Raw genomic sequence first — 13148 nt, 5'->3', positions numbered from 1 at the left:
CCACATCACAAGGAACCCCGGATGCCAGATCGGCACCCGGGGTCCCAGGGTTCGGGTTTCACCATTGTCAACCGGCCGTGAGGCCGGGTTCCTGTATCCGCGGCGTCCGTCCGAGAGGCGGACGACGTGGAGATCGCTGAGTCGTAACCGAGAACCACCTTCCAATCCGATGGGACTGCGGTACCCGCGCGGCACTAACGCACAGCCGCGGCGGGCGATCCAATGATGTGCCCTTTCCCTTCTATCCTGTATTTCTTCTTGCCGTGTATCACTTGCTGTACTGCGACTACTGCCGGCGTCACCGGCTGGAACCCCTTCACTGATCGGTCCCAGCACGCGTCACACCGCTGATCACTGCCCGGGACCCTGTCCGAGATCGGCCCCGGCCACCTGACCGGTCCTGCACTGACCAATTAGCAACTACCTACTGCGTTACCGCAACTGCCTTGTTCGAACTGCACTTCCTTCGCCGGGATCGGCCTTGCCACTACGTCTTCACTTCTCGATCCCGGTACAGCACCGGCCACCAGTCGAAACCTGTTCACAGATCGGCTTCGTCCTGCCTGACCGTCTTGTCTCACCTCGCGGGCAGTTCGTCATCTCCCGCGCCTGCTTGACGTTGTCTTTCTCGGTATGAGCAGAACAATACACACACCTGCGGCTGAATGTCTACCCCAGTGATCATAGATTTGCTCCTGTCACGACATCGGGTAAGCCAGCCATCGGAGATCCGCAGGTCAACGCGGGGTGACCACGGTCAACGATCGCCCGAAAGAGCGAGCCGGGATGACCGACCCGACCGCGCGGCAGGACCCGTTCGGCCTGACCGGCGCACCCTCGCCGGACGCCGCTACAGCCGACTCGGCGCAGAGGAATCCGGACGTCTTTCCGTCCGGACCGGCTCGCCGCCCCGACACCAGTCACGTCCCCCGTCGGTGACCGGTTCTGACGGGTGATGGTGAAGGTGGTTGATCGCAGGCATGTCCGGGCAGGTGGCAACGGCGACTACGCCGCGGCGGGTCGAATCATGGTCGCTCACGAGCTGATCTCCGGACGTTCTTTCTCGCGAGACCGCCGATGATGAGCCGGTTTTCCGGCCCGTCTGGGCCGGGCAGATCGGGGTGCCAGCCGTTGACGGGGACGATGCCTGGCGCGATGAGGTCAAGCCCGGGGAGCCAGCCGGCGAGCACCGCATGATCGCGGGGCACGAGTGGGCTCGCACTCGTGGTGTAGGTGCCGACGCATTCGCGGATACGCTCGCGCAGGTCAGGGGTGGCGTGCTCTTCGGACAGGTGCGAAAGGCCGACGTAGCTGCCAGCGGAAAGCGCGTCGTGATAAGTGGCGACGAGTTCGGACGGCCGGTCCTGGTCGGTGACGAAGTGCCAGACGGCGATCATCAGAAGTCCGATCGGCTGATCGAAGTCGAGAAGGGCGCGGACATCCGAGTGGTCGAGAATCGCGGCCGGGTCACGGATGTCCGCGTTGATCACGGTCGTCTTGGGGTCATCGCCGATAAGCAGTCGGCTTTGAGCGACGGCAACGGGATCGTTGTCGACGTAGACGACTCGGACGTCGTCGGCGAGCGCGGCGGCGACTTCGTGAACGTTGCCGACAGTGGGAATGCCGGAACCGATGTCCATGAACTGACGGACACCGTGATCGATGAGATAAGTGACGACCCGGCGCAGGAAGTTCCGATTGTCCAGCGCCATGGTCTGGGCTGGGATGAGTTGAGCGGCGCGCTCGGCGAACGCGCGATCGACGGCCGTGTTGCAGGACCCTCCGAGGTACCAATCGTAGGCGCGGGCGACGCTGGGCTTCTCGATGTCGACGATGCGGATGTCGGGTCGGTCGGGGTTGCTTTCGGTTGGCGTGCCCACGGTGGATCCCCTTCGCGCCGGATACCCCCGGACGCTATCAACGGCAGGTTGCATCGTGCATCTGCCGCTTGGGCGGACTTGCACCCACGCAGGCGTACCCGCGAAATTCACCCGTAAGAGTCAGAAGGACCGGTCCGACCTCGACGTTTCGTGGTCATTTCGCGGCGTATTCGGGTGACCCGTTCTCTTTGGTGTGGCAGTTCACGGGGATATGGGCCACTCGGTCGAGATAGAGGTAGCCGCGACGCAACAGAGTCGCGGTCGTGTGACCGTGTTCGATGTCGATGGAGGGTTTTTCTCCTCATGTCCCCGAATGTTTCGTTGGTTCTCTTCGTGCTGGCCGCGGTGCCGTGGGTTCTGAGCGCGCACCACAGGCGTCTCATGCGTGCCGGGTCGGCCTTGGTGGGCGCGCTCCGCGGCTGGCTGATCCGCCGGTCCGCGGTGCCGGTCCTGCGCGAATGCGCGCCCCTGTTGTTGAGTGCACGGGCGGTGCGGCTGGAGATCACCGCGTCCGGAGCGCTGCTGGTGACCACGAGCGCCGTTGGTGAGGTCGGGACGGGCCGCCGAGGCCGTCGGGGACGGGCGTGAGCGAATCGCACCCGCATCCGCCGCCCTGGAGCGCGCAGGACCTCAATGAGCTCACCGAGATCATGACCGAGTACGAACCTCGGCTTTCAGCGTCGCTGCGTATCAAATTCCCGGGGATCGATCACGAAAACGTGGTCGGACAAGCACTTCAGGAACTGACCCAGCACTGGCACCACCTGAAGAAGAGCAGGCGTGCCTGGCTGACCGATGTGGCGAAGAAGCGGGCCATCGACGCCGTTCGCGCCGCGCGGCGTCAAGGCGGCAGCCTCGACGATCCTCGGCTCGCGACGTTGCGCCTGGCCTGGGCGGGCGACGACGAACACGCCGTCGTCCTGGTGTACCGGGCGATCGCCGCACTGCCCCAACACCTTCGTTATGTGTTGTCACTGCGGATGTTCGGCTACGAGATCGAAGAGATCGCCCGCCGGGTGAATCGCGCGCCCCGAACCGTCGAGGACTGGATCACTCGTGCTCGCCAGAAAGTCAGCGCCGACCTCGATACCGCTCGCCACGACCGCGAAGGGAACCTGTGATGACTGATCCCGCATCCGAAACCAGCCCGGCGTCAGCAGCCCCCGCTCACCGCGAAGGCTCCGGTGACGAACGCCTCGACCGCGTCCTCGGCCTCATCTCCGCCGCCGCCGCCAAGCCGGTGCACACCGAAGTGGACGAGGAGTGGCGCACCCTGACCGCCGCCGAGGTGACCGCGATCGACGATCCCGTCACACCCGGCCTGCGCCTGACCGCGGACGACGCGGTCGAATTCGGCCGCCGCTGGCGCCAGGCGATGGCCGACAAGGCGTTCTTGACGACGCACCCGCGGTTCGCCGATCAGAATTTCGGGCGCTGGACCGCCAGCTTGCTCCAGCATCTCGGCGCCAGGGTCGACCGGATCACCGAATTGATCAAACCGGAGCTTCCGATCCTGAGTCCGCACCAGGTGGGGCGCGCGCTGTCCTACACCCACAAACTCTCCGCCGACGCGCTCGGGACCTGCGTCAGTCTCCTGTCGGACTTGGCCACCGAGTTCACCCCGCACGCTCCTCGCCGGATCAAGGCCCAGGTCGTCGGCGAGTTCGCGGGAGGCTTCGCCACCGGCCTCCGCGACAGGGTCCGGGAAGACCAGACGCTGTTGAGCGTCAGCCTGGCCCGAGCTCACGCCGACTACCTCGAGGTCGCGGGCGCGCGGGAGTTCCACGTCCGAGTCACCGAAGCGGGCACCGCGGTGCTCACCCTCGACCCTCGCAGCCGGATCCTGGAGGCGAACACCGCGGCGCAGGCGTTGCTCGGCTGCACCGGGGCGCAACTGCGCGAACGACCGCTGGCCGACCTGGCCGACCGCGACGCGGACATCGCCGCCCTGCGGGGTGCCGTCGAACAGATGGCCACCGCGCCGCATTCGGCGGTGACCCGGACCGAGTTCCAGCTCGTCGGTGACCACTACGGGCCACCACGGTGGATCTCCGCGGTACTCGGGCACGCCGACGACGCCCAGCGCGGTCTCAGCGTCCTGCTCCACGACGTCACCCTCGTGCGGGCGCTACGACACAGTGACGACCTCGACCCCGCGACCGGGCTGCTGACCGCGCAGGCGTTCGCCGACCAGGCGGGCGAACTCCTTGACCGCCGGGAACGCGGCGGCACGGCCTTGCTCACCGTCCGGGTCGGTGCCTGGCGGGACCTGGACCACGTGCTCACCCAGGGCATGCGCGACCGGCTGCTCTCCCAGATCCACGCCCAGATCGTCGCCGTCGCCGACCCCGATCACCCTCAGCTCTTGGCCGGGCACAGCCACGGCGACGGAGACGTTCTCGTGCTGCTGTCCCGGCTCGGCGACTGGTCCCTGGTCACCCGGCTGGTCAAGCAACTCGCCGACTGGATGCGTGAGCCGGTGCGGGTCGGTGGGCACCGGCTGCACCTGCATCCGCGGATCGGTATCGCCGAAGTCCGCGAGGGCGACACCCTCGAATCCGCGCTGCGTCGAACCCGCCGCGCGCTACGGGATCCGGACCGCTCCGGTGAACCATGGATCCACGCGGAACCGGCGGACGACGCCGACCACCATCGAGCGCTCACCATGCTGGCGGAGCTGGATCACGCCATCGACCACACCAGCCTGGTCCTGCACTATCAGCCCGTCCGCGCCGCTGACGGCACTTTGGCCGCGATCCGGCCGGTGGCCTCGTGGACCAGTCCGACCGGCGAACGTCATCGACTCGCCGACGTGGAAGAACTCGCCGAGCGGACCGGCCTGCTGGCCGCCGCTCAGCCGCTGATGCTGGACTTGGTCTGCCGCGACATCTACACCTGGGCCGGGATCGGCAACCCCCCACAGGTGATGCTCGACCTCCCCGGAAGGCTCGTCCACGACGAAGCGCTGCTCGACGCGCTCACCGCGACGACGGCCACCGCCGGTTTGCTGCCAGGGCAGCTTCAGCTGGCCATTCCAGCGGCTTCACTCGTCGCGGCACCACCAGTGCTGGCCAGGCTCGCGGAACTTCCTCATCTCGGATGCTCCCTGGCACTCACCGGCGCCTACGGCGATGCCTTGCCCGCGGCCGCGATCACTCAACTTCCTTGGGACACCATCGGAATCGACTCGACCACCCTCGACCACTTCACCGGCTTCGCGTTACTCGACAGCGCGATCGCCGCCATCCACGCCCTCGGCGCCAGGGCCCTTGCCGAAGAACGACCGAATCCGGTGGCGGGATTCGACCTGTATCAACCCGCCCTCGCGCTCACCGCGGCTGAGATCCAGTCCGAACTCGGCGAACGATCATGACCGTGAAAGATGCGCCAGAAGAAAGACTCTCCGCGTGCTGAGGAAATTCCGGTGGACATGGGCGGCTGCCTCCGCCGACGGAAAACTTGAAAACCACACTGTCGGAAAGCCATCACCCCGGACAGGCCCAATGGCCACCATTTCGGAAAACGGTGCGTCACCTTCTTTCACTATTCCAGGGGGGTGTCCGCGTGCGACGGCCTCAATAACATGAAAGGTCGCCGACGTTCCCCAAGAGGTGGACCTCAACCGAGGGATGGTTATGACGACATCGGAACAGACCTGGCCCTCGACCGACTGCAACGGAATTATGCTCGCCGATCCCGTCGGTCTCACCTTGGCTGGAACAGTGGTGGTACTCGCCCGAAAAGCCGCCACCACGCTCGAAACGCTGTACTACAACGTGCGTATCTCCGGGGCGGATCCCGGCGTTCCGCAGGAATGGGCCGGCTGGAACGAACTGTGTCTCGCCGGTAATACCACCGTTTCGGCGGACGACCGCCCGTTGTTGCGGATCGCCGGTATGGACCTGATCACCGTCGACTCGGCCGCCGCCGCTCCGAAGCCCGCGGACGCGCCTTTTCGTGCCGTCACCGACGGCAGGTACATCTCGTGCTTCCGCCAGTCCACCACCGGCAGCCTCTACATGGATCGCTTCGCGCTGGTGCGGACTCCGCCGCGGCAATCCAGTGGCTCACGTGACGGTCAAAACCAAGGCGGCTGGCGGATGGAGCGGGTGTGGGAGGTGCGCTACCGGCGCAGTGAGCGACGCGACGCGCCCGCCGGCCCCGGTGACGAGCTCGGCTTCCGCAACATGATCGATGAGCCGTTCCAGGAACCCACCATCGAGCTGTCGGCGCTGTCCGGTATCACCGGCGGCCGGTTCGACGTCGTCCTCGCGCCCACGTCGGATGCCGATATCAGCCGCTGGCACATCGTGGCGGTCACCGGCGAAGTCCTCACCTTCGTCTCGTATCCGCAGGACAACACGGGCGGTGTGGAAGTCGATCCGGCGCTGTCACGCACCTTCACGATCACCCCCACGCTCTGGAACTCGGGAAAGAGCACCACGTTGACGCCGACCGCCGGCGTCGGCGCGAGTCTGTACGCCGAGCAGGAAAGGAGCGGCGCGGAGTCGAGCCTTCGCCGGGCGGTCCGGCTGGGCGTCACCGTCCCGGTCGCCAACGCCGGGGCCGGCCTGCCGGGAGCACTGGCCGTCTACGACTTCGGTGTGCTGCCGGACGGAACCATTCCGGGGTTCCCGGCGGGGATCGGTTGTGTGCTGATCGACGGGGCGCTGAACAGCGGCGGTTTCACCCCGGCCACCGGCGACCATCCCGTCCCCGCCAAGGCGGTGCGCTCGGCCGGTGCCGGCACGGTGAGCGCGGTTCTGCTGGGCACGCCGAGACCCGCCGCCGCGCCCGCCGTCCTCGACAGTGCCGATGGGCTCGTGCACTGCTACTTCCCCCAGCCCACCGCTTCGACCGGCGTCGAAGCCTTCGCGGTCGCCCAGTACGACCCCACGGTGACCAGGACCCAGGTCACGCTGCCCTGGGACGCCGACGACGACCAAGCCGGCACGTTCACGCTGATCGCCCGGCGCAGTGGCAGCACCTTCGACAATGTGGTGGCGACCGTCGCGCCCTGCGTCCGTGACGGCGTCACCGCGGCGGATCTCTGCGACGTGACGATCGACTACGGCACCGCCGCCGGCCTGCCGCGCGAGAACTGGGGCGGGGTCCCGCGAGACGTACGGACCATGGTCACGATCCTCAACGGGGCGTTCTCCGACGACCCCGCGGACAAAGCGGTCCTGTCGGGAGCACGGCCGTTCTACGACTTCCTCGGCCATCAGCCGTCGGCAAGGTTGCCCTTGGCCTCGGCGGGCAGGCTCGTGCTGGTCTCCCACCGCCCCGACATGCCGCTTTCCCGGGTCGAAGTCACCGCGGCGGGGAACGGGACCGTGGAGCTGACCGTGCGCTACGCCTCGGACACCGGTGCCACCGCGGTGCAGACCTGGCGAGCGGTACCGGTCAACACCGCCAACGCGGCACCGGTTCTGGGTGGTGACGCGGACCCGGCGACCTACTCCTATCAACAAGACGCGGCAGACACCCCCGTCTACGCGTTGAGCACCAGCGGTGGCAGCATCCTGCTCTTCGGCAAGACGACCGAGAACCTGTCGCTGACGATCTCACCGGCGGACGGCGGTCCGGCACATTGCTCGGTCTCGCTGGCTGTCGGCGGTCACTCCGCCGTGAAACTCGAGAACGTTCCGCGTGACCAGGCGGGTTTCGTCGCTCGGTTACGTGCTTGGAGTGCGGCCGACGCGGTGTTCACCCACATCTCCGCGGACCCGAAACCCGGGCCGGTCGCCGACCAGACCTTCGTTACTGCGCTGAATCTGCGCGGCGGCTCGATGCTGTTCGATGTGCTCGAACCGGTCGATGTTGGCGATCTCGCCGCCGGGCAGGTCGACGCGGCAAGCTGGCAAAGACGTTCGCTGACCCCGACACCACCGGATGACACCGTCGGCCGGGCGATGATCGCCATGACCGCGCTCCCACCGAAAAGCCCGCTGTTCGGCCGGGCCCCGCGGGCGGTGGACGGCACGAGCACCCGGACGGTGACCGGCGACAACGGCAAGTGGCTGGCCGCACACCAGGCGAAGGCGCTCGCGCTGAACGGCCGTCAGGCGATGAGCGTCGCGCTCACCAGCACTCAGCTGTCGCCACGACCGGCCTGGACCGTGGAATCCTGGATCCGACCGGAGGGAAGCGACCCGGCGGTGGTGATCACCTACGACAACGGCCCGGCGAAGGGGCTGGGCGAACTCACGCCGTCCTACTATCTCGGCGTCGCCGGCCTGCCCACGCTTCGATTCGGTGCCTTCGAGCAGAAGAGCAACGCCAGAAGCTCCTGTCTCGCGGTGCCGTCGAACCCGGTTTTCACGCCAGGGCCCACCGGCTTCACCTGGGAGGCGTGGATCAAGCCGGACCAGAAGCCGTGCCCCAAGGCGAACCGGCTCGGCAGCATCCTGCAGGTCTGTGACGCGAAGAGCAAAACCAAGCCGCTGGTCAACCTCGGTCTCGACTTCGGGCGCCATCTGTCACTGGGCTACCGGCCGCAAAGCCACGAGCCGAAGTCGGAGTACCTCACGGCCGGGACTCCCCTCCCTTCCGATGTATGGACGCATGTCGCGGCGACGGGCTCCTGGCTCAACGGAACCTGGACGCTGACGATCTACGTCGACGCCGTGCCGGCCAACACCGTGCGTGACGTCAAGCTGCAGCCACCGTCGAAGTCGACCTCGCCGTCGCTGGCGATCGGCGCGTCGATCGGCCCGCACGTCAGCATGTTCGGCGCGCTGTCGGACGTGCGTCTCTGGTCTTTCGCCAGAACGGCCGCGGAACTGCGGTACACGTGCGACGCCGCGCTGACCGGAAATGAACCAGGGTTGGACGGCGCCTGGTCCTTGGCCGAGGGGCACACCACCGCCGAATCGGTTTTCGCCAACCACGCCACCGCGACCGGGGCCGCGCTCGACGCGCGACTGAAACTCACCAAATCCCAAGCGGTCGGCTCGAGCGATGACGACCCGTTCATCGGCATCGTCACGGGCGTCGGTGACACGGCGCCTGTCCGTGCCCGCGCGCGCCTGCGCCCTGGCGAGTGGAATCACGTGGCCGTGAGCTATCAGGCGGCCGGTGCCCTGAAACTGAACCTCGCGGACGCCACCTCGGGTCCACCGGCTTACGGCGTCTGCCCCGAGCCCGGCGACCTCACGTTCGACGGCCAGTTCAGCATCGACTGCTGGGTGCAAGCGATCGACTCCACCGGTCTGCGGCAGACAATCCTTTCGCAGTGGGGAGATTCCGGAAAGGACCAGTCGTTCCGGCTCGCACTGGATTCCGACGACAATCCGTTCTGCACGGTCGGGCTCGTCGACCCGGCGAGTGGTGACCGGACCCGGCTGACCGTGCGGAGCGGCGCATCCGTCTCGAACGGCCCGGCCGTCCACGTCGCGGTGACGCTGACCTCGGCTCAGGTCAAGGCGGGCCTGCGGTGCACGCTCACGATCTACGTCGACGGCTTCGAGAACGGAAAGGCGCAGACGACACTGAGCGGTGCGAAAACAGTGACGTCCGTCGATTCCTCGGCTCCACTGACGCTCGGCATCGGCAATCCGCCGTCGAAGGACGGCCGGGTGGCCTTGGAAGCGCAAGCGCGCTTCACGGGTGCTTTGAGCGGGCTGCGATTCTGGTCGGCCGGCTTGTCGGCGGACCAGGTTCGGTCGGTGATGCGACGGAACCAAGCCGCCGACGCCGATCAGGGCGTGGTTTCGGCGTGGTGGTTCAGCGAAGGTTCCGGCAATGTCGCCGAGGATTCGGTGAACGACAACGACTTCCTGCTCACCGACACGGACCTGTGGGGCACGCTCCAGAACGTCGGCCGGTATCGGTGTTACCACGACGGTCAGCCGATCGGGTCGGTGATACCCGCGCCCGCCGACGAAGTCACCGGGTATCTCGGGTACGACCAGTGCACCATCGGTGCCTACGAACAGAATGGGGAAGAGTTCCAGGACCACCTCGACGGATCGCTGGCCGAGGTACGGATCTGGCGCTCCGCACGCACCCGATCCCAAATCACGTCGACCCTGTACCGAAAGCTGAAGGGCGATGAGGCGGACCTGGTCGCCTACTGGCCCCTGGACAAGACCAGCGCGGACCTCACCGGCCGGGGCGCGAACGGGCGTCCCGTCGGCTCACCCGGTTATGTCGCCTCCACCGCACCGGTCGCGAACGAAGGACCTCAGCTCACCAACGTCTACCAAGGCCCGCGGACCCGGTTCCAGCGTCCACTCTCGGGCCGAGCCGCCGTGGTCGAGTACCCAGAGCTGGAGACCCATGGGGACGGCACTCCCTACGCGGTGATGCGGCGTGCCTACTTCTTCGACGACACCGCCCTCACGTTGTCCACCGGCTACGGCATGGGCGAGACGGACCTGGTGTATCTGGGCCAGGTACAGACCCTGCCCACGCTGATCGGCTACATCGAGGGCGCGCCACCGGTGCCCAGCGAGAACCTGTCCCGCCCGCTCTACGACAGCCCGTTCGGCTACAACTCCTATCAGGACGCCTCCTCGGTCACCCTGCGGTCCGAGGAGAGCACGTCGATCAAGTTCACCTCGTCGGACTACAAGACCGCGCTGAAGATGGAAATCGACACGAAAGCCGGTGTCGCCGCGAAATGGGCGGACAGCGCGTCCGTACTGGCGTGGACACATCTGCTCACCGCCGGTACCGGGAAGATCGGCGCCCGGCACAAGTCGAACCTGGAAATCGCCCGCCAGCGGGACGAAACCTACCTTTCGGCGTGGACCCGCGTCACGACGGACACCTTGGGACTGAGGGGGATGTGGGAGCCGGCGCGGACCGATCGGTCGGACTACCTCAACCCGGTGGTCGGCCGTCGCTACCAGCCGTTGAACCTCGGATACGCGCTCGTCGAGTCGATGACGGCCGACCTGTACGCGATGCGGCTGCACTCCACCGGGGCGATGGTCGGCAAGGTGGTGCTACCCGACCTGGAGATCCCGCCGGACCGCAACATCCTCACCTTCCAGATCGACCCGCGTTACGTGAAGAACGGGACACTGGACGGGAAGGTCGGGCTGGTCAACGACCCCGACTTCCCGCGGGCCGACGTCGCCAGAGGCAGCTACTTCAAGCCGGACGAGGCCTACCGGCTGGCCGCGAAAACAGCGAAGTCCGACGCGGCCATGCGGAGCATGTTCATCCAGTTCGACGCGGCGAGCCTCGGCGAAAGAGGCAGCGCCGATCTGGACGAGATCAACGACAAGCAGTTCCATGACTTCGGCCGGGGCGTCCCGACGCGCGGAATCGCCAACCGGTACGTCTGGACGGCATCCGGCGGCCTGCACACCGAAACCGAGCAGTTCTCCGCTGTCCACGAACGGGTCTACACGGGATTCAGCGACTACACGCATCTGACCGGCCTCACCGGCGAGATCACCTTCACCGCGCAGTACGGTCTGTACGGCGCTATCGACGCGTTGTTCGGTGGCCATGTCAAAGTTCAGGTCGGCAAGTCGGAGAACGAGTCGCGCGGGTTCTCACTGGCGGTGACCTGCCCTGGCGACCCGATGCTGCAGGGCTACCACGCGGACACCGGCTACACCCCGGAATACTGCCCCGGCAAAGTCGACGCCTACCGGTTCATGTCGATCTACCTGCCGCCTTCGGCGGACAACGGCGACACGTTCCACAACCAAGTGATCGACAAGGAATGGCTGACTTCCAGCAGCGACCCGGACGCGGTGGCGCTGCGCAACGTCCAGCTGACCGGGCAGGGCGCGTGGCGGCTGCTGCACCGGGTCACCTACGTCAGCCGGGTACCGCCGCTGTTCGACACCAATCCGGACCAGACCGTCGCTCACGAGCCCGCGCAAGTGATCGACCTGGCCGACAACCCGTTGCTGATCGAACTGGTCGAGGACGAAGTGACCGCCGACATTCCTTCCCCCGCCGACATCGGGAACGGGGTGGCGACCGTTCTGGCCCCACTGGACGGCCACACGGCGTCGAAGCTCGGGGATCTCGTGCCGTGGTGGGCGGCGTTCGTCGCCGCGACCCGGCAAGCCAAGGCGGATCCCGTGAAGGTGGCGCTGCTGAACCGGATCCTGACCGACGTCGTGGCGTACTTCCAGGCCGGATACGCCTCGGGCCTGCTGCCCCGGCGAGCGAGAGTCGGGAACACTCCGAGTAGTCATCGCGCCGAGCGCTGTGCCGCGAGTCCTCCGAATGGTAGTAGGAAAAGTACGTAGAGTGTTTTCGGCCCGGCGTAGCGAAAGCGCATTTCCACCTCGATCGAGTGAACTCCGCCTACCCGGCCGACCTGGGAAAACACGGCAAAACCGCTGGCAGATTCGATCTGATCACCAACCGTGCGCGTTGATTAACGCACTGCCTACCTGTTAGAGATGACCGTTCCTGATTCGTATCCCGTTGCGGATCACTCTGCGCAAGGACAGGCCCTGATGACCAAACTGCAGACCTCTTGCGGTGGCGCACGCCCACATCCGGTTCAGGCGCTTCTCGTACTGGTGCTGGCGATGCTTCCACTGTCCGGCTGCGGTACCACCGGGGGCGAGGGCGGCGGGGCCGCTGCCCCCGTGGCGCCGCCACCCTCGTCGCCCGAGATGCCGGCCGCACTACCCGAGGCGAACACTTTCGGCCGGCTGGACTCCGCGCCCGCAGACCCCTCCCCCACGCTCCCCGCCAACGGCGAAGTACTGCACCCGAAGGCGGACGCGGTGGTCTACCGCGCACCCGGCGCGGAGCCGATCGCCCGGCTGCCCGAGACCCAGATCGGCTCACCGACCTGGGTCCCGGTGATCGCCCGGCAGGGCGACTGGGCACAGGTGCTGCTACCGGCGCGACCCAACGGCGCGACCGGCTGGCTGCACGCCACCCCGGAAACCGCGGAATCGGCGCACAACGACTTCCAGGTCAACGTGGACCTCGCCGAATTCCGCCTGGAAATCCTCGAAGCCGGCAAGCCGACCGGTTCGTGGACCATCGGCATCGGCAAACCCGAGCACCCCACGCCCACCGGCCGCGCGTTCATCCTCGCCTCGATCAAGGAGAGCGTGAACACCTACAGCCCGATCGTGCTGCCGCTGAGCAGCCATTCCGATTCGCACGAGACCTTCGGCGGCGGGCCCGGCACGGTCGGCATGCACACCTGGCCGGACGACAGCTTCGTCGGCAAAGCCACCAGCGACGGCTGCATCCGAGTCACCCGCGAGGCATTGGACCGCCTCGTGGAACTGCCGCTCGGCACCGTCGTGCACATCACCTGAAATCCGA

6 protein-coding genes are annotated in these 13148 nt (G+C 66.9%); 5 read left to right on the top strand and 1 reads right to left on the bottom strand.

Features of this window, described 5'->3' with window-relative positions:
• Positions 1-1025: 1025 nt before the first annotated feature.
• The gene (locus tag ACM6LR_RS32490) at positions 1026-1934 is read right to left on the bottom strand and encodes an SAM-dependent methyltransferase (RefSeq protein WP_414945153.1); all 909 of its coding nucleotides are present in this window, start codon (positions 1932-1934) and stop codon (positions 1026-1028) included.
• A 249-nt stretch (positions 1935-2183) separates the two neighbouring features.
• Here ACM6LR_RS32490 and ACM6LR_RS32485 point away from each other — a divergent pair, with 249 nt between their 5' ends.
• The 5 genes from ACM6LR_RS32485 (at position 2184) to ACM6LR_RS32465 (ending at position 13141) form a co-directional block, all read left to right on the top strand.
• Entirely contained in the window at positions 2184-2468 is a 285-nt protein-coding gene (locus tag ACM6LR_RS32485; protein WP_414937891.1) for a hypothetical protein, read from the top strand.
• On the top strand, positions 2465-3001 hold the full coding sequence (locus ACM6LR_RS32480) for an RNA polymerase sigma factor (RefSeq protein ID WP_414937890.1): 537 nt from the start codon (positions 2465-2467) through the stop codon (positions 2999-3001). Before ACM6LR_RS32485 ends, ACM6LR_RS32480 begins: the two co-directional genes overlap by 4 nt.
• Positions 3001-5253 carry an EAL domain-containing protein gene (locus ACM6LR_RS32475; protein WP_414945152.1) on the top strand — a complete coding sequence of 751 codons (2253 nt, stop codon included), beginning with the start codon at positions 3001-3003 and terminating at the stop codon, positions 5251-5253. The genes ACM6LR_RS32480 and ACM6LR_RS32475 overlap by 1 nt, the downstream gene beginning before the upstream one ends.
• 262 nt (positions 5254-5515) lie before the next feature.
• A complete protein-coding gene (locus ACM6LR_RS32470) occupies positions 5516-12103 on the top strand; it encodes a LamG-like jellyroll fold domain-containing protein (protein WP_414945151.1) in 6588 nt (2195 codons plus the stop codon).
• A gap of 213 nt (positions 12104-12316) precedes the next feature.
• A complete protein-coding gene (locus ACM6LR_RS32465; RefSeq protein WP_414937887.1) occupies positions 12317-13141 on the top strand; it encodes a L,D-transpeptidase family protein in 825 nt (274 codons plus the stop codon).
• The last annotated feature ends 7 nt before the right edge of the window (positions 13142-13148 follow it).

This window comes from Amycolatopsis sp. cmx-11-32 (assembly GCF_047608695.1).
In the GTDB taxonomy this organism is placed as follows: Bacteria; Actinomycetota; Actinomycetes; order Mycobacteriales; family Pseudonocardiaceae; genus Amycolatopsis.
This window is presented reverse-complemented; position numbering and strand designations above follow the sequence as displayed.

What these genes read in the sequence shown, in the direction of transcription:
- ACM6LR_RS32490 (WP_414945153.1), bottom strand. Translation starts at nt 1,934, where the DNA reads ATGCAACCTGCCGTTGATAGCGTCCGGGGGTATCCGGCGCGAAGGGGA.
- ACM6LR_RS32485 (WP_414937891.1), top strand. Translation starts at nt 2,184, where the DNA reads ATGTCCCCGAATGTTTCGTTGGTTCTCTTCGTGCTGGCCGCGGTGCCG.
- ACM6LR_RS32475 (WP_414945152.1), top strand. Translation starts at nt 3,001, where the DNA reads ATGACTGATCCCGCATCCGAAACCAGCCCGGCGTCAGCAGCCCCCGCT.
- ACM6LR_RS32470 (WP_414945151.1), top strand. Translation starts at nt 5,516, where the DNA reads ATGACGACATCGGAACAGACCTGGCCCTCGACCGACTGCAACGGAATT.
- ACM6LR_RS32465 (WP_414937887.1), top strand. Translation starts at nt 12,317, where the DNA reads ATGACCAAACTGCAGACCTCTTGCGGTGGCGCACGCCCACATCCGGTT.